Source organism: Pseudomonas sp. UBA4617 (assembly GCF_002386445.1).
Classification (GTDB): Bacteria; Pseudomonadota; Gammaproteobacteria; order Pseudomonadales; family Pseudomonadaceae; genus Aquipseudomonas.
The window spans coordinates 19,729-40,230 of record NZ_DGIR01000042.1 but is presented as its reverse complement, the minus strand read 5'-3'; the positions used below and the strand labels follow the sequence as shown (position 1 = coordinate 40,230).

23 protein-coding genes and 1 tRNA gene are annotated in these 20,502 nt (G+C 62.8%); 13 read left to right on the top strand and 11 right to left on the bottom strand.

Annotated features, from left to right (window positions below; all coding sequences use genetic code 11):
• Window positions 1–237: 237 nt before the first annotated feature.
• The 5 genes from B4L76_RS19615 (at window position 238) to B4L76_RS19595 (ending at window position 6,783) form a co-directional block, all read left to right on the top strand.
• Window positions 238–1,848, top strand: coding sequence for an APC family permease (locus tag B4L76_RS19615; RefSeq protein WP_296234810.1), 1,611 nt, complete (start codon window positions 238–240; stop codon window positions 1,846–1,848).
• A gap of 23 nt (window positions 1,849–1,871) precedes the next feature.
• Entirely contained in the window at window positions 1,872–2,798 is a 927-nt protein-coding gene (locus tag B4L76_RS19610; protein WP_296234809.1) for a 4-hydroxyproline epimerase, read from the top strand.
• A 44-nt stretch (window positions 2,799–2,842) separates the two neighbouring features.
• Window positions 2,843–3,790 (top strand): dihydrodipicolinate synthase family protein, encoded by a 948-nt coding sequence (locus tag B4L76_RS19605; RefSeq protein WP_296234807.1) that lies wholly within the window; start codon window positions 2,843–2,845, stop codon window positions 3,788–3,790.
• 165 nt (window positions 3,791–3,955) lie between these two features.
• Window positions 3,956–5,533, top strand: a complete 1,578-nt coding sequence (locus tag B4L76_RS19600) for an aldehyde dehydrogenase (NADP(+)) (RefSeq protein ID WP_296234806.1) — start codon at window positions 3,956–3,958, stop codon at window positions 5,531–5,533.
• A gap of 2 nt (window positions 5,534–5,535) precedes the next feature.
• Entirely contained in the window at window positions 5,536–6,783 is a 1,248-nt protein-coding gene (locus tag B4L76_RS19595) for an NAD(P)/FAD-dependent oxidoreductase (RefSeq protein ID WP_296234805.1), read from the top strand.
• 123 nt (window positions 6,784–6,906) lie between these two features.
• On the opposite strand, the gene xenA is transcribed toward B4L76_RS19595, so the two are convergent.
• Window positions 6,907–7,998, bottom strand: coding sequence for a xenobiotic reductase XenA (xenA, locus tag B4L76_RS19590; protein WP_296234804.1), 1,092 nt, complete (start codon window positions 7,996–7,998; stop codon window positions 6,907–6,909).
• Window positions 7,999–8,048: 50 nt separating this feature from the next.
• On the opposite strand from xenA, the gene B4L76_RS19585 reads away from it, so the two are divergent.
• Window positions 8,049–8,384: an ArsR/SmtB family transcription factor gene (locus B4L76_RS19585; RefSeq protein WP_296234803.1), complete on the top strand. Its 336-nt coding sequence runs from the start codon at window positions 8,049–8,051 to the stop codon at window positions 8,382–8,384.
• 98 nt (window positions 8,385–8,482) lie between these two features.
• Here B4L76_RS19585 and B4L76_RS19580 read toward each other — a convergent pair.
• Window positions 8,483–9,702, bottom strand: a protein-coding gene (locus B4L76_RS19580) for an IS3 family transposase (protein WP_296234802.1) whose coding sequence is annotated in 2 segments (ribosomal slippage) — window positions 8,483–9,354 and window positions 9,354–9,702 — 1,221 coding nt in all. Because the reading frame shifts where the segments join, the coding sequence is not laid out codon by codon here.
• Window positions 9,703–9,813: 111 nt separating this feature from the next.
• Window positions 9,814–11,451, bottom strand: a complete 1,638-nt coding sequence (mqo, locus tag B4L76_RS19575) for a malate dehydrogenase (quinone) (protein ID WP_296234801.1) — start codon at window positions 11,449–11,451, stop codon at window positions 9,814–9,816.
• Between mqo and B4L76_RS19570 the strand changes: the two genes are divergently transcribed.
• Window positions 11,444–11,683, top strand: a complete 240-nt coding sequence (locus B4L76_RS19570; RefSeq protein WP_296234799.1) for a hypothetical protein — start codon at window positions 11,444–11,446, stop codon at window positions 11,681–11,683. The genes mqo and B4L76_RS19570 overlap by 8 nt on opposite strands.
• A gap of 96 nt (window positions 11,684–11,779) precedes the next feature.
• Here B4L76_RS19570 and B4L76_RS19565 read toward each other — a convergent pair whose 3' ends face one another.
• Window positions 11,780–11,971: a YhfL family protein gene (locus B4L76_RS19565; protein ID WP_046616491.1), complete on the bottom strand. Its 192-nt coding sequence runs from the start codon at window positions 11,969–11,971 to the stop codon at window positions 11,780–11,782.
• A 449-nt stretch (window positions 11,972–12,420) separates the two neighbouring features.
• On the opposite strand from B4L76_RS19565, the gene B4L76_RS19560 reads away from it, so the two are divergent.
• The 4 genes from B4L76_RS19560 (at window position 12,421) to B4L76_RS19545 (ending at window position 13,946) form a co-directional block, all read left to right on the top strand.
• Window positions 12,421–12,684 (top strand): hypothetical protein, encoded by a 264-nt coding sequence (locus B4L76_RS19560; RefSeq protein WP_296234797.1) that lies wholly within the window; start codon window positions 12,421–12,423, stop codon window positions 12,682–12,684.
• A 137-nt stretch (window positions 12,685–12,821) separates the two neighbouring features.
• Window positions 12,822–13,094, top strand: a complete 273-nt coding sequence (locus tag B4L76_RS19555; protein ID WP_296234795.1) for a DUF3077 domain-containing protein — start codon at window positions 12,822–12,824, stop codon at window positions 13,092–13,094.
• Window positions 13,095–13,290: 196 nt separating this feature from the next.
• Complete coding sequence (locus B4L76_RS19550; protein WP_296234794.1) at window positions 13,291–13,599, top strand: type II toxin-antitoxin system RelE/ParE family toxin; 309 nt, start codon at window positions 13,291–13,293, stop codon at window positions 13,597–13,599.
• Complete coding sequence (locus B4L76_RS19545) at window positions 13,596–13,946, top strand: addiction module antidote protein (RefSeq protein ID WP_296234792.1); 351 nt, start codon at window positions 13,596–13,598, stop codon at window positions 13,944–13,946. Before B4L76_RS19550 ends, B4L76_RS19545 begins: the two co-directional genes overlap by 4 nt.
• A gap of 97 nt (window positions 13,947–14,043) precedes the next feature.
• Here B4L76_RS19545 and B4L76_RS19540 read toward each other — a convergent pair.
• The 5 genes from B4L76_RS19540 to dapA all read right to left on the bottom strand — a co-directional run bounded on the left by B4L76_RS19540 (window position 14,044) and on the right by dapA (window position 17,749).
• Window positions 14,044–14,133 (bottom strand) — tRNA-Ser (locus tag B4L76_RS19540).
• Window positions 14,134–14,224: 91 nt separating this feature from the next.
• Window positions 14,225–14,935, bottom strand: a complete 711-nt coding sequence (gene purC, locus B4L76_RS19535) for a phosphoribosylaminoimidazolesuccinocarboxamide synthase (protein WP_023381871.1) — start codon at window positions 14,933–14,935, stop codon at window positions 14,225–14,227.
• A gap of 30 nt (window positions 14,936–14,965) precedes the next feature.
• On the bottom strand, window positions 14,966–15,724 hold the full coding sequence (locus tag B4L76_RS19530) for an MBL fold metallo-hydrolase (protein WP_296234790.1): 759 nt from the start codon (window positions 15,722–15,724) through the stop codon (window positions 14,966–14,968).
• Entirely contained in the window at window positions 15,725–16,846 is a 1,122-nt protein-coding gene (gene bamC, locus B4L76_RS19525; RefSeq protein ID WP_296234789.1) for an outer membrane protein assembly factor BamC, read from the bottom strand.
• Between the two features lie 15 nt (window positions 16,847–16,861).
• Window positions 16,862–17,749, bottom strand: coding sequence for a 4-hydroxy-tetrahydrodipicolinate synthase (dapA, locus tag B4L76_RS19520; RefSeq protein WP_170031514.1), 888 nt, complete (start codon window positions 17,747–17,749; stop codon window positions 16,862–16,864).
• A 259-nt stretch (window positions 17,750–18,008) separates the two neighbouring features.
• Here dapA and B4L76_RS19515 point away from each other — a divergent pair, with 259 nt between their 5' ends.
• Window positions 18,009–18,569: a glycine cleavage system protein R gene (locus tag B4L76_RS19515; RefSeq protein WP_013973793.1), complete on the top strand. Its 561-nt coding sequence runs from the start codon at window positions 18,009–18,011 to the stop codon at window positions 18,567–18,569.
• A gap of 9 nt (window positions 18,570–18,578) precedes the next feature.
• Entirely contained in the window at window positions 18,579–19,052 is a 474-nt protein-coding gene (locus tag B4L76_RS19510) for a peroxiredoxin (protein WP_225778855.1), read from the top strand.
• Between the two features lie 34 nt (window positions 19,053–19,086).
• Here B4L76_RS19510 and B4L76_RS19505 read toward each other — a convergent pair whose 3' ends face one another.
• A complete protein-coding gene (locus tag B4L76_RS19505) occupies window positions 19,087–20,157 on the bottom strand; it encodes an AI-2E family transporter (protein ID WP_289131102.1) in 1,071 nt (356 codons plus the stop codon).
• A 19-nt stretch (window positions 20,158–20,176) separates the two neighbouring features.
• Entirely contained in the window at window positions 20,177–20,416 is a 240-nt protein-coding gene (locus B4L76_RS19500; RefSeq protein ID WP_225778857.1) for a sulfurtransferase TusA family protein, read from the bottom strand.
• Between the last annotated feature and the right edge of the window lie 86 nt (window positions 20,417–20,502).

The window sequence follows — 20,502 nt, the reverse complement described above, 5'->3', positions numbered from 1 at the left end:
CCGCGAACAGGCCGGCACAGCGAGTAAATGTCTACAACCCTTATGCGGTATGGCTTACAGCCTATCCACCGCCCTTCCCTGTCACCACTGTTTTTTTACAACTGTGCCGATTTCGTCATCCACCCTGCAGAAAACCATCAAGAACCGCCGGCCCGATCGGTCCACTCTATGCCCCACGCAAGCCGCATCTCGTGACATCAGAACTGCCTATCCAATAACCAACAAAAAGGCGCCCCCATGTCAGGCAAATTCAAGAAACAGTTGTCATTGCTGGACCTCACCTTTATCGGCCTAGGGGCCATCTTCGGCTCCGGCTGGCTGTTCGCCGCCAGCCACGTCTCGGCCATCGCCGGCCCGGCCGGTATCCTGTCCTGGTTCCTCGGCGGCTTTGCCGTGCTCTTGCTGGGCATCGTCTATTGCGAGTTGGGCGCCGCCCTGCCGCGCGCCGGTGGCGTGGTGCGCTACCCGGTGTACTCGCATGGCCCGCTGCTGGGCTACCTGATGGGCTTCATCACCCTGATCGCCTTCTCCAGCCTGATCGCCATCGAAGTGGTCGCCTCGCGCCAGTACGCCGCCGCCTGGTTCCCCGGGCTGACCAAGGCCGGCTCCAGCGACCCGACCGTGCTCGGCTGGCTGGTGCAGTTCGCCCTGCTGGGGCTGTTCTTCTTCCTCAACTACCGCAGCGTGAAAACCTTCGCCAAGGCCAACAACCTGGTCAGCGTGTTCAAGTTCATCGTGCCGTTGCTGGTGATCGGCGTGCTGTTCACCTTCTTCAAGCCGGAAAACTTCGAGGTCCAGGGCTTTGCGCCGTTCGGCCTGTCCGGGGTGGAAATGGCGGTCTCGGCCGGCGGTATCATCTTCGCCTACCTGGGCCTGACTCCCATCATTTCGGTTGCCAGCGAGGTGAAGAACCCGCAGCGCACCATCCCGATCGCGCTGATCCTCTCGGTGCTGCTGTCGACGGCCATCTATGCACTGCTGCAACTGGCCTTCCTCGGCAGCGTGCCAACCGAAATGCTGGCCAACGGCTGGGCCAGCGTGAGCAAAGAACTGGCCCTGCCCTACCGTGACATCGCCCTGGCCCTGGGTGTGGGCTGGCTGGCCTACCTGGTGGTGGCCGACGCGGTGATCTCGCCCAGCGGCTGCGGCAATATCTACATGAACGCCACTCCGCGCGTGGTCTATGGCTGGGCGCAGACCGGCACCTTCTTCAAGTATTTCACCCGCATCGATGCCGAGTCTGGCATCCCGCGCCCGGCGTTGTGGCTGACCTTTGCCCTGTCGGTGTTCTGGACCCTGCCATTCCCGTCCTGGGAAGCGCTGATCAACGTGGTTTCCGCAGCCCTGGTACTGAGCTACGCCGTGGCCCCGGTCACCGTCGCCGCCCTGCGCCGCAGCGCCCCCGACATGCCGCGCCCGTTCCGGGTCAAGGGCATGGGCGTGCTCGGCCCGCTGTCGTTCATCATCGCCGCGCTGATCGTGTACTGGTCCGGCTGGAACACCGTGTCGTGGCTGCTGGCCCTGCAGATCGTGATGTTCGTGCTGTATCTGCTGTGCAGCCGCTTCGTACCGACCCAGCATCTGTCGCTGGCCCAACAGGTGCGCTCGTCGGCGTGGCTGATCGGCTTCTACGCGGTGACCATCCTGCTGTCCTGGCTGGGCAGCTTCGGCGGCCTGGGGATACTCGGTCATCCGTTCGACACCGTGGCCGTGGCCGCCTGCGCCCTGGGCATCTACTACTGGGGGGCAGCCACTGGTGTGCCGGCCCACCTGGTGCGCCTGGAGGGCGAGGATGAAAGCGAAGCTGGCGTTGAAACCTATAGCAGCCGTCCCGCTGTCGCTTCCTGAATCCCTAGCAAATGGACAAGCCCATGAAACACATCCACGTCATCGACTCGCATACCGGCGGCGAACCGACCCGCCTGGTGATGAAAGGCTTCCCGGCACTGCATGGCCGCAGCATGGCCGAGCAACGCGACGAACTGCGCGAGCTGCACGACCAATGGCGCCGCGCCTGCCTGCTGGAACCGCGCGGCAACGATGTGCTGGTCGGCGCGCTGTACTGCCCCCCGACCTCGGCCGACGCCACCTGCGGGGTGATTTTCTTCAACAACGCCGGCTACCTGAACATGTGCGGCCACGGCACCATCGGCCTGGTCGCCTCGCTGCAGCACCTGGGCCTGATTGCCCCGGGCGAACACAAGATCGACACCCCGGTCGGCCAGGTCATTGCAACCTTGCATGACGACGGCGCCGTCACCGTTGGCAACGTGCCCTCCTACCGCTATCGCCAGCAGGTGGCGGTGGACGTGCCCGGGTATGGCGTGGTGCACGGCGACATCGCCTGGGGTGGCAACTGGTTCTTCCTGGTTTCCGAACATGGCCAGCGTATCGAACTGGACAACCGCGAGGCACTGACCGACTACACCTGGGCCATGCTCAAGGCTCTGGAGGCCCAGGGCATCACCGGCGAGCACGGTGCACCGATCGACCATGTCGAGCTGTTCGCCGATGACGCCAATGCCGACAGCCGCAACTTCGTGATGTGCCCCGGCAAGGCCTACGACCGCTCGCCGTGCGGTACCGGCACCAGCGCCAAGCTGGCCTGCCTGGCCGCCGATGGCAAGCTCGAAGAAGGCCAGACCTGGGTGCAGGCCAGCATTACCGGCAGCCAGTTCCACGGCTGCTACCAGCGCGACGGCGAACGCATCCGCCCGTTCATCACCGGCCGCGCCTACATGACCGCCGACAGCACCCTGCTGATCGACGAACAGGACCCGTTCGCCTGGGGCATCTGACCCCCGGCTTTTTTCCCAGACTGAATACCGCCAGGAGCAAAACCATGACCAGCAACATCTTCACCGGCACCATGCCCGCCCTGATGACCCCCTGCACCCCCGAGCGCAAGCCGGACTTCGATGCCCTGGTGCGCAAGGGCCGCGAATTGATCGACCTCGGCATGAGCGCCGTGGTGTACTGCGGCTCGATGGGCGACTGGCCGCTGCTGACCGAAGCCGAGCGCCAGGAAGGCGTGGCCCGCCTGGTCGCCGCCGGCATCCCGACCATCGTCGGCACCGGTGCGGTGAACACCCGTGAAGCCGTATCCCATGCCGCCCATGCCGCCAAGGTTGGCGCGGCGGGCCTGATGGTGATTCCGCGCGTGCTCAGCCGTGGGGCCTCGCTGATTGCCCAGAAGCACCACTTCTCGGCGATCCTCGCTGCCGCGCCGAAGCTGCCGGCAGTGATCTACAACAGCCCGTACTACGGCTTCGCCACCCGCGCCGACCTGTTCTTCGAACTGCGCCGCGAGTTCCCCAACCTGATCGGTTTCAAGGAGTTCGGCGGTGGCGCCGACCTGCGCTATGCCGCCGAGCACATCACCTCCAAGGATGACGACGTCACCCTGATGGTTGGCGTCGACACCCAGGTGGTGCATGGCTTCGTCAACTGCAACGCCACTGGCGCCATCACCGGCATCGGCAACGCCCTGCCACGCGAAGTGCTGCACCTGGTGAGCCTGAGCAAGCAGGCGGCCAAGGGCGATGCCAAGGCCCGGCGCCTGGCGCGCGAGCTGGAAGCGGCGCTGGCGGTGCTGTCGTCGTTCGACGAAGGCTGCGACCTGGTGCTGTATTACAAGCACCTGATGGTGCTGAACGGCGACCGCGAATACAGCCTGCACTTCAACGAGACCGATGCCCTGAGCGACGCCCAGCGCAGCTATGCCGAACAGCAGTACGCGCTGTTCCGCACCTGGTATGCCAGCTGGTCGGCCGAGCAGAACCTGGCCTGAGCAGCTGATTCAAGACCGAACCGCAGGCCCTTGCAGGAGCGGGTTCATCCGCGAACACCGGCGCGGCCGGTGCCAGGCACCGAGTCGCCTGATTCGCGGGTAGACCCGCGTCTGCAGGCGGCGCGGTCTCCCTTGATACCCGAATTTGATTTCCAAGGAGGCTCCATGACCCTCACAGGCAACCTGCTGATCGGCCAGACGCCGGTAACCGGCAGCCGCGAAGCCATCCGTGCCATCGACCCGGCCAGCGGCCAGGCGCTGGAGCCGGCCTACCGCGGCGGCAGCGGCGAACACGTGGCCCAGGCCTGCGAACTGGCCTGGGCCGCGTTCGATGCCTACCGCGAAACCGCGCTCGAGCAACGGGCGCAGTTTCTCGAAAGCATCGCCACGCAGATCGAAGCACTGGGCGATGCGCTGATTGACCGCGCCGTGGCCGAAACCGGCTTGCCCAAGGCGCGGATCCAGGGCGAGCGTGGCCGCACCTGTACCCAGCTGCGCACTTTTGCCCGCGTGGTACGCACCGGTGAATGGCTGGACGTACGCGTCGACAACGCCATGCCCGAGCGCCAGCCCCTGCCCCGTGCCGACCTGCGCCAACGCCAGGTGGCCCTGGGGCCGGTGGCGGTGTTCGGCGCCAGCAATTTCCCGCTGGCCTTCTCGGTCGCCGGCGGCGATACCGCCTCGGCCCTGGCCGCCGGCTGCCCGGTGGTGGTCAAGGCCCATGGGGCGCACCCTGGCACCAGCGAGCTGGTCGGCCAGGCGGTGGCCCGCGCAGTACAGCAGTGCGGCCTGCCAGCCGGCGTGTTTTCGCTGCTGTATGGCTCCGGTCGGGAAGTGGGCATCGCCTTGGTCAGCGACCCGCGGATCAAGGCGGTTGGCTTTACTGGTTCACGCAGCGGTGGCATCGCGCTGTGCCAGGCCGCGCAAGCGCGCCCGGAACCGATCCCGGTATATGCCGAAATGAGTTCGATCAACCCAGTGTTCCTGTTCGACGCCGCCCTGCGGGCGCGTGCCGAGGCGCTGGCGCAAGGCTTCGTCGCCTCGCTGACCCAGGGCGCCGGCCAGTTCTGCACCAACCCAGGCCTGGTGATTGCCCGCCAGGGGCCGGCCTTGCAACGTTTCATCACCGCCGCCAGCGAGCAGGTTGCCCAGACCGCTGCGCAAACCATGCTCACCCCTGGCATCTGCGCTGCCTACCAGGCCGGCGTGGCTGCCCTGGCCACCAACGCCAATGCCCAGGTCGCCGCCACGGGCCAGGCCGCGCAAGGCCCCAACCAGTGCCAGGCAAAACTGTTCGTCACCACGGCCGAAGCCTTCCTCGTCGACCCGGCGTTGCAGGCCGAAGTGTTCGGTGCCGCTTCGTTGGTAGTGGCCTGTGCCAGCAACGAACAGGTCCGTCAGGTGGCCGAGCATCTGGAAGGCCAGCTGACCGCCACCCTGCACCTGGACGCTGCCGACATCGACAGTGCCCGCAGCCTGCTGCCGACCCTCGAGCGCAAGGCCGGACGCCTGCTGGTCAATGGCTGGCCGACCGGCGTCGAGGTGTGCGATGCGATGGTCCACGGCGGGCCGTTCCCGGCCACTTCCGATGCCCGTAGCACCTCGGTGGGCACGGCAGCGATCCAGCGCTTCCTGCGCCCGGTGTGCTACCAGGACTTCCCCGATGCCCTGTTGCCGCGGGCGCTGCAACAGGACAACCCGCTGCAGATTCGGCGCCTGCTCGACGGTAAACGGGAAAACTGAGCATGGTCGAGAACCGTGAAACCGATATCGTCGTTGTCGGCGCCGGCATTGTCGGTGTCGCCTGCGCCCTGCAACTGGCCCGCCAGGGGCGCCAGGTAACGCTGGTAGACCGTCAGCCACCCGGCCAGGGCGCGTCCTATGGCAATGCCGGGCACCTGGCTACCGAGCAGGTGTTCCCGATTGCCGACCTGTCGATCCTCAAGCGCCTGCCACGCATGCTGCTGGACCCTATGGGCCCGCTGCGCCTGGACTGGAAGTACCTGCCCAAGGCCATGCCCTGGTTCGCCCGGCTGCTGCTCAATCTGCGCCCGGCGCCGTTCCAGCGCAGCGTAGCCGGTATCCGCCAGTTGAACGAAGGCAGCCTTGGCGCCTGGCAGCGGCTGCTGGGCTCGATCGGGCGCGGCGAGCTGTTCCGCGAGGAGGGCTCGTTGCTGGTGTTCGAGCGGTCGGAATCGCGCCCGGCACTGCAGGCCTTGCGCGCTCGCATGCAACAACAGGCGGTGGAGGTGGACTTCTGGTCGGCGCAAAGCGTGCGCGCAGCGGCCCCCCAGCTCAGCTCTTCGCTGCTGGGCGGGCTGTTCTTTCCGCGCACCGGGCATTTCATCGACCCTTACCGGGTGGTGTGCGAGCTGTTCGAAGCGGCCAAGGCCATAGGCGTGCGTTTCGTCCAGGCACAGGTCGAGGATGGCCACTTGCACCGCGGCGGGGTCAGCCTGGCCAGCGGCCAGGGAACACTCAGTGCGCGCCAGGTGTTGATCAGCTGTGGCGCGCATTCTGCCCGGCTGACCAGCGCGCTGACGGGCAAGCGTGTACCGCTGGATACCGAGCGCGGCTATCACTTGATGCTGCCTGGCGAGCAGCAGCGTTTGCCGTTTGCAGTCACCTCACTGGAGCGCAAGTTCATCATGACCCCCATGGCCGGGGGCCTACGCCTGGCGGGCACGGTGGAGTTCGCCGGGCTGGAGGCACCGCCGAGCATGCAGCGGGCCTGGCAACTGCACCGTTTGAGCAAGGGTTTGTTCCAGCGGGAGCTGAGTGCCGAAGGGGCAACGCCGTGGATGGGTTTTCGGCCTTCGTTGCCAGACTCGTTGCCGGTGATCGACCGGGTCTGCGATGGGCGGGTGCTGCTGGCGTTCGGGCATCAGCACCTCGGGTTGACCCAGGCGGCGCTGACGGCGGAATGGATGGGGCGCTTGGCTGACAGGGACAGTGGGGCTGATATGGCGGCTTACCGGCTGGACAGGTTTTAGCCTGTGCGGGCCTCTTCGCGGGTGAACCCGCTCCCACAGGGATAGCACAAGCCTTGAGGGCAGTGGAGATCCTGTGGGAGCGGGTTTACCCGCGAACGGGCTGCAAAGCAGCCCCTTTATGCCTCAGCGATACCGCTCGAGCCAGTGTGCATAAGGCGCCGGCAAGGTCCAGGAGGCTTTCTCCACCCCCAGTTCCTTCGCCGCAAAGTAGGCCCAGTGCGGGTCCGCCAGATGCGCCCGCCCTACCGACACCAGGTCCAGCTGGTTGGCCTGCAGCGCCGCTTCCGCCAGTTGCGGCGTACCGAAGCCCCACGCCGACGTCACCGGCAGCTTCGCCTCACGGCGCACACGCTCGGCAATCGGGCCCATGAACGCCGGGCCCCACGGAATATGGGTCTCGGGAATGGTGAAGCCGACGCTCACGCTCAGCAGGTCGAGGCCGCCAGCCTTGAAGCGGCGCGCCAGCTCGATCGATTCTTCCAGGGTCTGCTCATCGCGGCCATCGTATTCCAGCACCCCAAAGCGCGCGGTCAGCGGCAGGTTCTCCGGCCATACCTCGCGCACTGCCGCCAGGGTTTCCAGAAGGAAGCGGCTGCGGTTGTCGAAACTGCCACCGTAGGCATCGGTACGCTTGTTGGAATGTTCGGAGAAGAAGCTCTGCCCCAGGTAACCGTGGGCAAAGTGCAGCTCGATCCACTGGAAACCGGCATCACGTGCTCGCCGCGCGGCATCGACGAAGTCCTGCTTGACCCGGGCGATGTCGGCCAGGGTCATCTCCCGCGGCACTTTCGGCAGGTGCGCGCCGAAGGCAATGGCAGACGGGGCGATGGTTTCCCAGCCGCGCGCGTCGTCGGCGGCAATGTGGTCGTCACCTTCCCATGGGCGGTTGGCGCTGGCCTTGCGCCCGGCGTGGGCAATCTGGATACCCGGCACGGCACCGGCGGCCTTGATCGCCTCTACCACCGGCACGAAGGCCTGGGCATGGGCATCGCTCCAGATACCAGCGCAACCGGGGGTGATGCGCCCTTCCGGCGCCACCGCAGTGGCTTCGACCACCAGCAGGCCGGCACCGCCCCGGGCCAGGCTGGCCAGGTGCACATGGTGCCAATCGTTGATCATGCCGTCCTCGGCCATGTACTGGCACATCGGCGGAATGGCGATGCGGTTGCGCAGGGTGACGTCCTTGAGGGTGTAGGGTTCGAACAGAGCGGACATGGGTAATCTCCCGGGCTATGTAATTACGCTTGTTCGATTCTAATCGAACTATGGCAATTAATGATAGCCCCGTTATCATGATGCCCATGCGAGCCTATCAACATCCCAATTCCGAAGACCTGACCCTGGAACGCCTGCTCTATGCGCTGAGCGACCCGGTGCGCCTTGGCATCGTCCGCCACCTGGCGGGCGTGGCCGAAGCCAGCTGCGGCGAGCTGGACGGCGGCCGACCGAAGTCGAGCATGTCCCACCACTTTCGCGTGTTGCGTGATGCTGGGCTGGTGCATACCCGCAATGTCGGCACCACCCACATGAATTCGCTGCGCAGCGAGATGCTGGCAGAGCGCTTCCCCGGCCTGCTGGACTGCATCCTGCGCCAGCACTGATTGGCTGTTCGGTCCTCTTCGCAGGCTTGCTCGCGAAGAGGACCGAACATGTCTAGTCCTGAAATAGGTTTACACCTGTTCAGGTAGGCCGACAGGCCTCAAAACGCCCGATGCACCGCATCGGGCGTTTTGTTTTTCAGGGTCATATGGGGCCGTTCTGTGTTGTAGATCTGCACTGCCTCGTCAACCATCTGCCTCGCTTGCTCCAGATCTTCAGGGCTACTCAACAGCAGCTCCATCTTGAGGATTCCGTTGATTCGCTCGGCCAGCGCGTTCTGGTAGCAGTCATACCCATCAGTCATGGAGCACTGAACGCCGTGCCGTTGATGCAGTGACTGGTATAGCGCCGAGCAATATTGGATTCCTCGATCCGAATGGTGGACTAATGGCTGGCGACGACGGCGCTTTCGTAATGCCTGCTTGAAGGCTTGCGCCACTGACTCGGCATGCAGGCTTTCATGGACGTGGTGGCCAACAATCTTCCTGGAGTACGCATCCGTTACCAGGCTCAGGTACAGCGGGCCCTTACGTGCGGGCAGGTAAGTAATGTCGGCAACCCAGACGTGCTCCGGCCTTGTCGGAACGATCTGGCTTGGGCCGGGTTTGAGTAAATTGGGATGGCGGTAGAAGCGATGAAAGCTTTGTGTTGTCTTGTGATAGGCCCGCTTAGGCAGCACTAGCAAACGGCGCTCTCCCAAGACCTGGAACAGCCTATCTCGGCCGACCTGGAATCGTCTGTCAGGTTGGCAATGCAGCAGATAGTGCAGCTTGCGTGTGCCCAGACGAGGCTGGCGTATCCGGATCTGCTGTACAAACTCAACCACCCGGTCTGCCTGGCGTTCTTTGCCATCAGCAACTCGATTGCGTTTGTAGTAAGCCTGTCGACTGATGCCTAAAAACTGACAAGCCCTGGCAATGCTCAGTCCTGCGACTTGACCTTGCGTGAGGACTTGCCGGATCGCTTTTTTACGACCGAGACACCATAGTCATTTTTCAGAACATCAACGACCGTCTCAAAGAACTGGGCCTTCTGGCTCATCAGCTCAAGCTGCTGTTCTAGCTCTTTGATCCGCTGCTCTGGAGTGAGCGTTTTGGGGTCAGACATCGCGCAGCTCCTCTCGTCGCGGATCGAGGCCCCCTGGCTCCAATCCTGCCGACCGTGCTTACGCAACCATACCAGAACCGTCGAGCGACCCTGGATGCCATACCGCACCTGGGCCTGCTTGTAGGTCAGTTCGCCTTTTTCTATCTGATCAACCACCGCCAATTTGAAAGACAGTGAGTAATCACGCTGTGTGCGCTTTACACCTTGCTCCATCTGACTCTCCGGAAATTCGGGATGGGAGGTGTAAACCTTATTCAGGACGGGACAACAGCAACAAAAAAGCCACGAGGTTTCCCCCGTGGCTTCTTTCACAACGATGGCCGCTTACAGCGCCATGTCGTTCTCAGGCTTGCTTTCCGCCGGCTGGCTCGGTGCAACCGTGGTGCCGACGCTGGCGTCGATTACCGGTGGTTTCTCCAGCTGCAGTACTTCTGCGGTGTAGTTCCACGCTTTCTGGGTGGCCGCTGCCGATTCGTTCAGCTTGGTGCCGTAGCTTGGCACGATTTGCTTGATCTTGGCCTGCCACTCAGGGGTAGCGACCTTCTCCTTGAACACGGTTTCCAGCACGTTCAGCATGATCGGCGCTGCAGTCGAAGCACCTGGCGAAGCGCCCAGCAGGCCGGCAATGGTACGGTCTTCGGAAGCGACCACCTCAGTGCCCAGCTTCAGCACACCGCCCTTGTCTGCGTCACGCTTGATGATCTGCACGCGCTGGCCGGCCTGCCACAGCTTCCAGTCTTCCTTCTTGGCGTTCGGGAAGTAGGTGCGCAGGGCTTCGAAGCGGTCATCGTCAGACAGCATCAGCTGGCCAGCGAGGTACTCGACCAGCGGGTACTGGTCGATACCGACCTTGGTCATCGGCCACACGTTGTGCGGGGTGGTGGTGCTCAGCAGGTCCAGGTACGAGCCGTTCTTCAGGAACTTGGTCGAGAAGGTGGCGAATGGGCCAAACAGGATCACCCGCTTGCCGTCCAGCACACGGGTATCCAGGTGCGGTACCGACATGGGTGGCGCGCCGGTCGAGGCGATGCCGTAGGCCTTGGCCATGTGCTGCATGGCGATGGTCGGGTTCTCGGTCACCAGGAACGAGCCACCCACCGGGAAGCCTGCGTATTCCTTGGCTTCAGGAATGCCCGACTTCTGCAGCAGCTTGAGTGCGCCACCGCCGGCACCGATGAACAGGAACTTGGCGTCAGTGGCCGACTCGGTACCGTCCTTCAGGTTCTTGTACTCGACGTGCCAGGAGCCGTCCTTGTTGCGGGTGATGTCCTGTACTTCGCTGGACAGCTTCAGGTCGAAGTTGTCCTGGGTTTTCAGGTGGCCGACGAACTGGCGGGTGATCTCGCCGAAGTTGACGTCGGTGCCGATCGGGGTCCAGGTCACGGCCAGCTTCTGGTTCGGGTCGCGGCCTTCCATCATCAATGGAACCCACTTGGCGATCTGCGCGTGGTCCTCGGAGTACTGCATCGGGCGGAACAGCGGGCTGGCCTGCAGCGCGTCGTAACGCTTCTTCAGGAACTTGATGTTGTCATCGCCCCATACGAAGCTCATGTGCGGGGTGGTGTTGATGAACGAGTGCGGGTTCTTCAGCACGCCCTGGCGCACTTGCCAGGCCCAGAACTGGCGGGAGATCTGGAAGGCTTCGTTGATTTCGATGGCCTTGCTGATGTTGACGTTGCCGTCTTTGTCTTCCGGGGTGTAGTTCAGTTCGGCCAGCGCGGAGTGGCCGGTACCGGCGTTGTTCCAGCCGTTGGAGCTTTCTTCGGCCACGCCGTCCAGGCGCTCGACCATTTCCATCGACCAGCTTGGCTCCAGCTCGTGCAGCCACACAGCCAGGGTCGAGCTCATGATGCCGCCGCCGACCAGCAGCACGTCTACTTTCTTGGTTTCTGCGGCGTACGCTTGCATGCAGCTTGCAGCGACAGCCAGGCCCAGCAAGGTCTTGCCAGCTTTCTTGAACATTGATCAATTCCAGTCAGGAGAACGGAGGGCGGGCCTGTGGCTGGCCCAGGTATCGCGTGTTCTTCAGCGCAGGCTTGTTGTGTTCATTATTCAGCAGCCAGAGAACCAGAAAACGACCCGGCCTTTTGTCGAATTGACCGACAGCGCTGAATCGTTTTGCCAGATTGTAACCGAATTGCCAGCACAAACAAATTGCCGCCCGGCGCGTCAAGGCGGCGGGTTGCCCCAGTGACGGATTGCCGCGCCGGCAAACAAAAACCCCCGGCCATGTGCATGACCGGGGGCCTTGGATCACGCCGCAAGCGTCGCGATCAGGGTACCGCCAAGATTACTGCTGCTGAGGCAGTTTATCGATCGGGCCGCAGCCACCGATGATCTTGGAGATGGAAACCGAAGGGTGGAACAGGTAGTCGTAGCTGCAGTTTTTCGGCTGGTTGTAAACCTGGCCAGTGCAACCCGACAGCAGGGCAACACCCGAAACGACAGCAACGGCTACGGTAGCCTTGAACAGCTTTTTCATACTAAATCCTTTATATGAATCATCTTCGGCCATCATTCTGATGGCGCCGGGATGATACAGAAGCCGAGCCTTGGATCCAAGTCGCGATGTGCGCTGTTGTAGGAGCGGCCTTGTGCCGCGATGGGCCGCCAAGCGGCCCCTGCCCTACAACTGAAACTCAGAATAATCCCCTTCCATGTAGGCAATTTCCCAAACATACTGCCAAACCGCTCAAACTGTTGCGACGGATTAAGTCGCCCTCTAGTCTCGGCTTGTCGTTGCGAACTCAACGACCGGCTTTGACAGGCCGACAATTTCCCGCACACGTGCACTGTTTATGGCGGCTGTACGTGGGGCACCTCGTGTGCGCCGAGTTACTCCGGGATCCTCGGTCTGTCAACCCATGTACAGCTGCCACCCTCTTGTTTGACAGCAAGTTCGCGGCGGCTCCAATGATCCTGGAGATGTGTATGCGCAAGATGGTCCCCGATCCACCCCACTCCCTCGATTCCACCCAGGCGCTGCAAGACACCCTGGTCCAATCCTCAGAGTACGTACTTTGCGCGCTGTTCGTCGCTCGCCAGTCCGTGCAACTCAAACCTGCTGCGCCAAGTTCGATCGTGATGCAGGCCGTTATCCATGAAATGGAGGCGGTACAGGGCCTGGTCGAGACGGCATTGATGCAATTGCAGATGCAGGCCCTTCTGCCGGCTGAGCCACGAACGCTGCACTAGCAGGCCTGGCCTCTTCGTGGGCACGCCCGCTCCCACCGGGGTAATCACTGCCCTCAAGCACTGCACAGTACTTGTGGGAGCGGGTTCACCCGCGAAGAGGCCGGACCAGACACCCAAGATTCCAAGGGAGAAAAACAATGCCCACCGACGACACAAAGCAACCCACCACAGTCGGCAAGACCTGCTTCTACCAAGGCGAAAACAACACCCACCCGCTGTTCCGCATCGCACCCGGCATCCCCTGCCAGGACGCCCGCGAACAGGCCTCCGAACTGATGGGCTACGTTCGCGACCTGACCATCACCGGCCTGATGGACGGCGACCAGAAACTGATCTGGGCTTCGCATTACCTGAGTGCGATGGCGAAGGCGCTGCTGGATGATGCCGAATTGGGGATGATGAAAAAGTAAGACATCGACAAAGCCCCTGGAGCCGTGAACATCCAGGGGCCCATCTGTCGCATTCGATGTCATGTAGTCCATTTCCCAAATCTACGGCAAACCTCCTCTGACTATTGCCTGGGCTCAACCCGCCCGCTTAGCCTCATCGGGCAGCACTCGTCGCTCACTCATCGACAAGGAGTAGCCAGTAGGCTACATTGAAGGCATGCCGAATCAGATTGACACGACGCCAGAATTTGACGACTGGCTGGATGAGGTCAAAGACCCGATTGGCAGAGGTGCTATCACCTCAAGAATCGCCCGAGCCGAAAATGGCAGCTTCGGCGATATCGAATCGGTAGGCGATGGTGTCAGTGAGATGCGTGTGTTTGTCGGTCCGGGATATCGAATCTACTTCGTAAGAACGGGCTCGACTCGCTACCTGATGCTTTACGGCAGCGATAAAACGGATCAACACAGAGCCATCAAGCGAGCCAAGGAAATCCTTGATGCTGTACGAGGTAAACAACGATGAGCGAAAAATTCATCCCCGAGGACATGCCAATCCTTGAGCTGGACTTGAGCAATACCAAGCGGTTCGAGGCTTCGCGGTTTCTAGACAGCCCCGAAACCATCGCAGCTTTCCTGGCAGAAGCAATGAAGGCTAACGACGCTCAAACCCTGATGCATGCGTTGGGCGAAGTGGCAAAAGCCAAGGGCGTGAACCAATTTGCGCAAGACGCGGGCGTCAATCGTGAATCGCTTTACAAGACTTTGAGGGGTGGCGATAAGACACGCTTCTCAACTATTCAGAAGCTGATGCTGGCCTTGGGGGTTGAGCTGACAGTAAGGCCACTCCAGAAGCTCCCTGCTTCTTCATAGGACGCCACCCAATACGCAAGCAGAATGCCAAATCAGTTGCCGGCCCAACAACGAAAAAGCCCCTGGAAACTTTCGCTTCCAGGGGCTTCATCTTGTATGGCGGAGAGATAGGGATTTGAACCCTAGGTACTGTTGCCAGTACAACGGATTTCGAATCCGTCCCGTTCGACCACTCCGGCATCTCTCCAATGCCGCGCATCATACCAGCGTTCTTTTGAAAGGCAAATCTTTTTTTCAAAAAAATCGCGTGGTATCAGGCGCTTGCGTGAACGTACCGCTTACAGCGGCACGCCCAGGCGCTTGGCAACTTCTTCGTAGGCTTCGATCACATCGCCCAGGCCCTGGCGGAAGCGGTCCTTGTCCATCTTCTTGCGGGTTTCTTTGTCCCACAGGCGGCAGCCGTCCGGGCTGAACTCGTCGCCCAGCACGATCTGGCCGTGGAATACACCGAACTCCAGCTTGAAGTCGACCAGCAGCAAGCCGGCGTCATCGAACAGCTTGGTCAGCACTTCGTTGACCTTCAGCGACAGCTTTTTCATCTCGGCCAGCTGCTCGGCGGTGCCCCAGCCGAACGCGACAACGTGGGATTCGTTGATGAAGGGGTCGCCCTTCTCGTCGTTCTTCAGGAACAGTTCGAAGGTGGACGGTTCCAGCTTGATGCCCTCCTCCACGCCCAGGCGCTTGACCAGGCTGCCGGCGGCGTAGTTGCGCACCACGCACTCGACCGGGATCATGTCCAGCTTCTTCACCAGGCACTCGTTGTCGCCCAGCAGCTTGTCGAACTGGGTCGGCACGCCGGCTTCTTCGAGTTTCTGCATGATGAAGGCGTTGAACTTGTTGTTCACCATGCCTTTGCGGTCGAGCTGTTCGATGCGCTTGCCGTCGAATGCCGACGTGTCGTTACGGAACAGCAGGATCAAGCGGTCGGCGTCGTCGGTCTTGTAAACCGATTTGGCCTTGCCGCGGTAGAGTTCGTCGCGTTTTTCCATGATTGGGCTCCGCTTGCTTGAGGTGTTGGGCTAGGCGATTTCGCGCCAGTCGAGCCCGTGTTCCTGATTCGCCACCTGGAGCCAGTCCGGGTCGCACCCGAGGGTGTCGACGAAGCACTGGCGGGCCAAGTGTGGCAGGTTGTTCTTGCTGCTGAGGTGGGCCAGCACCAGGTGTTGCAGGTTGCTCCAGCCCAACTCGTGCACCAGGCGCGCAGCCTGGTGATTGTTCAAATGCCCTTGCATGCCACCCACCCGCCGTTTCAGGAAGGCCGGGTAGTGCCCGCGTGCCAGCAGGTCGCTGCAGTGGTTGGCCTCGATCAACAGTGCATCCAGCCCTTGGTACCGCTCCAGCAGCCGCGTGTCGTAGGAGCCCAGGTCGGTCAGCATGCCGAAGCGCCGCTGGCCATCGCTGATCACATACTGCAGCGGCTCGTAGGCATCGTGCTCGACCCGCGCTGCGGTCACTTCCAGGCTGCCGATCGGCAGGCTTTCGCCGCAAGCGAGAAAACCGGCCACCTCCACCGGTTTGCGCAAGCCGCGCAAGGTCCCTTGGCTGAGGTAGACCGGTACATTGTAGCGCCGCGACAGCAAGCCGACCCCATGCACGTGGTCGGCATGTTCGTGGGTGACCAACACCGCACTGAGCTGGGCCGGCGACACGCCGAGCAACGCCAGGCGCCGCTCGGTCTCGCGCAGGGAAAAGCCGCAATCGACCAGGATGAACGTGTCACCACTGGCGATCAGCGTGCCGTTTCCCTGGCTGCCGCTTCCGAGTACCGCGAAGCGCACTTAGCCCAGGTGATCCTGGATGGCGCTGAGCACGCGGCGGGCAACATCTGCCGGGGCCACGGTGTTGATGTTCTTCTCGACCGTGACCTGCACGCTTTCACCGACCTTGCTCAGGCGTACCTGATAACGCTCGGCACGGGCTTCGCGCTCTTCCTTGGTCGGTTCGCTGCCGAACATGCGGCCGAAGAAACCAGGCTCGTTCTGCTTGTCTTCCGGCTTTTCCGACAGGTTGATGTAGTACAGGCCCAGGCTGCGGTTGATGTCTTCTACGCGCCATTCGCCGCCCTGCTCCAGGGCACGGCCCACGCTGGACCAGGCACGGTCCAGGTCGGCCCCCAGGTACAGCACCGGGTTGCCACTGCCGTCTTCGCTCAGGCTGACGCGGCTGGGTGCGTCGAAGTCGCGCGCGGCCAACAGCGATACCGAACCGCCCTTCTCGGCACTGCGGTTCATGCTGGCGAGCATTTCGTCGACCAGCAGGGCATCGGCCCCGGTATTGCTGGAGGTGGATGGGAATTCAGGTTCGGCCGTGCTGCCCGCCGGGCGCTCGACGCTGACCACGTACACCTCGGAGGTGTTGCGCTGCACGCCAGGCTCCATGCGCACCCGCACGCGAACTTCGCTGTCACTGCTGCTGGCCGTGCTGGCCAGGCGCTGGCCGAGGGAGGCCGACAGTTCATCGAAACGCTGCCAGGTGGTGTTGAACTCACCGGTCTGCGGGCGCTCTTCGGCGATACGGAAGCCGTTGTCCTCGAAGAACTGACGCGCCACCGGCCACACTTCGGCCGGCGCATGCTGGGCCAGCACCCAACGGCTGCTGCCGCTGCGCTGCAGGCTGTAGTCGGTGACCTGGGCGGCGCCGCCGGTCAACGGTTGCGGACGCGGCACTTCGAACTCGCCAGTGGCGTTGTCATCGGCAACGTTGCGCGGAATCGGCAGCAGGGGGTCAAGGCGCTTGACGTTGCTGGCGTCCGACGGCAGCTGCATCGGCGCGGTCGGGTGCGCCTGCAGGTAATCGCTGCCGCGGTCGCGGAAATAGCCATCCTCGCCCCACAGCCAGCCACACCCACTGGTGCTGGAAATGATCAGGGCAAGGGCAGAAAGACCAGCCAGTCGCTTCATGCGGTGTACTTCCTCTTAAACCAGTACGCCGGACTGGCGCAAGGCAGTACGGACTTTTTCGTGGCAGCCTTCGCTCAGCCAGGTCAGCGGCAGGCGAATGCCTTTTTGCATCAGGCCCATTTCGACGAGTGCCCATTTCACCGGGATCGGGTTGGACTCGCAGAACAGGTCTTTGTGCAGCGGCATGAGTTTTTCGTTGATTGCGCGGGCCTTCTCGGCATTGCCCGCAAGGGCGGCCTCGCACAGGTCGGCCATTTCGCGCGGGGCGACGTTGGCGGTAACGGAAATGTTGCCCTTGCCGCCCATCAGGATCAGCTCGACGGCGGTCGGGTCGTCACCGGACAGGACGATGAAATCGCTGTCGACGCCATCGAGGATGGCCTTGGCGCGGGCCAGGTCGCCGGTGGCTTCCTTGATGCCGATAATGTTCTTGACCTTCGACAGGCGGATCACGGTCTCGGCCTGCATGTCGCAGGAGGTGCGGCCGGGTACGTTGTAGAGGATCTGCGGAATGTCGACGGCTTCGGCAATGTGCTTGAAGTGCTGGTACAGGCCTTCCTGGGTCGGCTTGTTGTAGTACGGCACGACCAGCAGGCAGGCGTCGGCACCGGCGCTCTTGGCGTTCTGGGTCAGGTGCACGGCTTCGGCGGTGGAGTTGGCACCGGTGCCGGCAATGACCGGCACACGGCGGCTGCTGCGCTTGACGCGCTCGACCACGTGCTTGATGACCAGGATGTGTTCTTCGACATCCAGCGTGGCCGACTCACCGGTGGTGCCGACAGCAACGATCGCGTGGGTGCCGTTTTCCAGGTGGAAGTCTACAAGTTTGTCGAGGCTGTCCCAGTCAAGACGCCCTTGTGCATCCATGGGAGTGACCAACGCCACCATACTGCCCGCAATCATGTAACTGCTCCTGCCGGAAAAAGAGAGCGGTAATGGTACTGGGGGCATCGGCCTTGCACAAGCGAAGCAGGCGGGCGGAGCATTCCCCTCGGCGCCTTATTTCGCTACCCTTGACGCTTTGATCGGTGCAGCGCGGCCCGCCGGGCCGTCGACCTTGCTCCCCGCCAGCGTCCACGACCTCGCATGCGAGCCCAGGGCCCTGCCGACAGGAGGCTTTCGCCCGTCCTGTGCCGACCGCTCATCGCTTTAGGAATGCTGCATGTCCACCCCCACCGTCCGCGAACAATTCCTTGTCATCAGTGCCCTGGGCCCGAACCCCATGGAACTGGCCAACGTCCTCAGCCGCGCTGCGTTCGAGAACCGCTGCGCGGTGGTCACCTCGCGCCTGAGCCGCCATGGCGAGACCAGCGCCCTGGTATTGCAGGTGGGCGGCAGCTGGGATGCCCTGGCACGCCTCGAAGCCATGCTGCCGGGCCTGGGCAAGAAGCACGGCCTGACCCTCGACGTGGTGCGCAGCGCCGACCAGGAAGTGCGCCCGCAAGCCCTGCCCTACGTGGCCTACGTCAGCGCCGCCTACCGCCCGGACATCATCAACGAGCTGTGCCAGTTCTTCCTCGACCACCGTGTCGAGCTGGAAGCCATGACCTGCGACACCTATCTGGCGCCACAAACCGGCAGCAGCATGCTCAACGCCCAGTTCACCGTGATCCTGCCGGCCGGCACCCAGATCAGCTGGCTGCGTGACCAGTTCCTCGACTTTGCCGACGCGCTGAACCTGGATGCGCTGATCGAGCCCTGGCGCCCACAGAACCCCATGTAAGGAGCCACCATGGCCGTAGCACTCGACCAACCGGTCGCCGATTTCCAGGCCCAGGCCACCAGCGGGCAAACCGTCAGCCTGGGCGAACTCAAGGGCCGCCAGGTGGTGGTGTACTTCTACCCGAAGGACAGCACGCCGGGCTGCACTACCGAAGGCCAGGGTTTCCGTGACCAGCATGACGCCTTTGCCGCAGCCAACACCGTGGTGTTCGGCGTGTCGCGCGACGGCATCAAGTCGCACGAGAACTTCAAGGCCAAGCAAGGCTTCCCGTTCGAGCTGATCAGCGACAAGGACGAGGCGCTGTGCCAGCTGTTCGACGTGATCAAGCTGAAGAAGCTGTATGGCAAGGAATACCTGGGCGTTGACCGCAGCACCTTCCTGATCGACAAGGATGGCGTGCTGCGCCAGGAATGGCGTGGGGTGAAGGTGCCGGGGCATGTGGATGCCGTGTTGGCTGCTGCCCAGGCCTTGAACAAGGCTTGAAATCTGCCGGGGGCTGCTGCGTGGCCCCCCAGCATCACAGCATCGGTGAAACACTCGGCTCCTGCCGCGGCCAGGCATCCAGCACTGCCTTGATCAAGGTCGCCAGCGGGATCGCAAAGAAGATCCCCCAGAAACCCCACAGCCCGCCAAACAGCAGTACCGCGCAAATGATCGCCACCGGGTGCAGGCTCACCGCCTCGGAGAACAGCAGCGGTACCAGGACGTTGCCGTCCAGCGCCTGGATGATCGCGTACACCGTCATCAGGTAGATGAACTGGTCACCCCAGCCCCACTGGAACAAGGCAATCAGCGTGACCGGCACGGTCACCACCACCGCCCCCACGTAGGGCACCACCACCGACAACCCTACCAGCAGTGCCAGCAACGCGGCGTAGTTGAGCCCCAGGCTGATGAAGGCGATGTAGGTGGCAATGCCGCAAATCAGGATCTCGATGCCTTTGCCGCGGATATAGTTGGCGATCTGCCGGTTCATCTCGCTGCCCACACGGTTCAGCAGGGTGCGCTGACGTGGCAGGTAGCCGCTGACCCAACGGCCGATCAGTTCGCGGTCCTTGAGGAAGAAGAACACCAGGATCGGCACCAGCACCAGGTAGATCATGGCGTTGACCAGCAGCGGCAGGCTGGACAGCGAGAAGGTCAGTGCCCATTGGCCGAACTTGCCGATCTCCCCGCGCACCGACTCGATGGCGTGCAGCACCTGCTCGTCCGACACCAGGTGCGGGTAACGTTCGGGCAATAGCAACAGCAACGACTGCCATTTGCCGAGCATGCCCGGTAGCTCGTTGAACAGGGTGATCAGCTGATGCCACAGCAGCGGCACCAGCACCAGCATGAACACCGCCAGCGCACCGATGAACAGGGCGAACACCAGCATCACCGCCAACCGGCTCGGTACCCGCAGGCGCTCCAGGGCATTGACCAGCCCCTGCATGAGGAACGCCAGCACCATGCCCGCCAGCACCGGCGCGAGCATGCCGCCCAGGGTCAGTACTGCAGTGAAAGCCAGGAACAGCAAGACCGCCAGCACCACCGCTTCTTCGTCCGAGAAGTAGCGCTGCATCCAGTCGCGAAGCACTTTGAACATTGACGATCCTTGGAAAGACTCAGGCCTTGCGCAGCCAGTAAGTGTAGGTACCGGCCTCGGCCGTCTCCTGCAGCAGGGTATGACCGGCCAGGCGGGCGAAAGTGCGGAAGTCGCGCTGTGAACCGGCGTCGGTGGCGATCACCTTGAGCACCGCGCCGCTGGCCAGGCGGTTGAGCTCCATCTTGGCCTTCAGCAGCGGCAACGGGCAATTCAGCCCACTGGCATCCAGCTCGGCGTCACAGGTCAGGGTGTCACTCATTGCGGGGGCTCTCCAAAGGCATGGCCGGGCTGCTTCTCGATCAGGTCGGCTAGGATAGCGCCACTGGTCGCCAACGTGTGAGCCCG

Excerpts from the sequence above, each read along its gene's own strand:
- B4L76_RS19615 (WP_296234810.1), top strand. The coding sequence starts at position 238 with ATGTCAGGCAAATTCAAGAAACAGTTGTCATTGCTGGACCTCACCTTT.
- B4L76_RS19610 (WP_296234809.1), top strand. The coding sequence starts at position 1,872 with ATGAAACACATCCACGTCATCGACTCGCATACCGGCGGCGAACCGACC.
- B4L76_RS19605 (WP_296234807.1), top strand. The coding sequence starts at position 2,843 with ATGACCAGCAACATCTTCACCGGCACCATGCCCGCCCTGATGACCCCC.
- B4L76_RS19600 (WP_296234806.1), top strand. The coding sequence starts at position 3,956 with ATGACCCTCACAGGCAACCTGCTGATCGGCCAGACGCCGGTAACCGGC.
- B4L76_RS19595 (WP_296234805.1), top strand. The coding sequence starts at position 5,536 with ATGGTCGAGAACCGTGAAACCGATATCGTCGTTGTCGGCGCCGGCATT.
- xenA (WP_296234804.1), bottom strand. The coding sequence starts at position 7,998 with ATGTCCGCTCTGTTCGAACCCTACACCCTCAAGGACGTCACCCTGCGC.
- B4L76_RS19585 (WP_296234803.1), top strand. The coding sequence starts at position 8,049 with ATGGCAATTAATGATAGCCCCGTTATCATGATGCCCATGCGAGCCTAT.
- mqo (WP_296234801.1), bottom strand. The coding sequence starts at position 11,451 with ATGTTCAAGAAAGCTGGCAAGACCTTGCTGGGCCTGGCTGTCGCTGCA.
- B4L76_RS19565 (WP_046616491.1), bottom strand. The coding sequence starts at position 11,971 with ATGAAAAAGCTGTTCAAGGCTACCGTAGCCGTTGCTGTCGTTTCGGGT.
- B4L76_RS19560 (WP_296234797.1), top strand. The coding sequence starts at position 12,421 with ATGCGCAAGATGGTCCCCGATCCACCCCACTCCCTCGATTCCACCCAG.
- B4L76_RS19555 (WP_296234795.1), top strand. The coding sequence starts at position 12,822 with ATGCCCACCGACGACACAAAGCAACCCACCACAGTCGGCAAGACCTGC.
- B4L76_RS19550 (WP_296234794.1), top strand. The coding sequence starts at position 13,291 with ATGCCGAATCAGATTGACACGACGCCAGAATTTGACGACTGGCTGGAT.
- B4L76_RS19545 (WP_296234792.1), top strand. The coding sequence starts at position 13,596 with ATGAGCGAAAAATTCATCCCCGAGGACATGCCAATCCTTGAGCTGGAC.
- purC (WP_023381871.1), bottom strand. The coding sequence starts at position 14,935 with ATGGAAAAACGCGACGAACTCTACCGCGGCAAGGCCAAATCGGTTTAC.
- bamC (WP_296234789.1), bottom strand. The coding sequence starts at position 16,846 with ATGAAGCGACTGGCTGGTCTTTCTGCCCTTGCCCTGATCATTTCCAGC.
- dapA (WP_170031514.1), bottom strand. The coding sequence starts at position 17,749 with ATGATTGCGGGCAGTATGGTGGCGTTGGTCACTCCCATGGATGCACAA.
- B4L76_RS19515 (WP_013973793.1), top strand. The coding sequence starts at position 18,009 with ATGTCCACCCCCACCGTCCGCGAACAATTCCTTGTCATCAGTGCCCTG.
- B4L76_RS19510 (WP_225778855.1), top strand. The coding sequence starts at position 18,579 with ATGGCCGTAGCACTCGACCAACCGGTCGCCGATTTCCAGGCCCAGGCC.
- B4L76_RS19505 (WP_289131102.1), bottom strand. The coding sequence starts at position 20,157 with ATGTTCAAAGTGCTTCGCGACTGGATGCAGCGCTACTTCTCGGACGAA.
- B4L76_RS19500 (WP_225778857.1), bottom strand. The coding sequence starts at position 20,416 with ATGAGTGACACCCTGACCTGTGACGCCGAGCTGGATGCCAGTGGGCTG.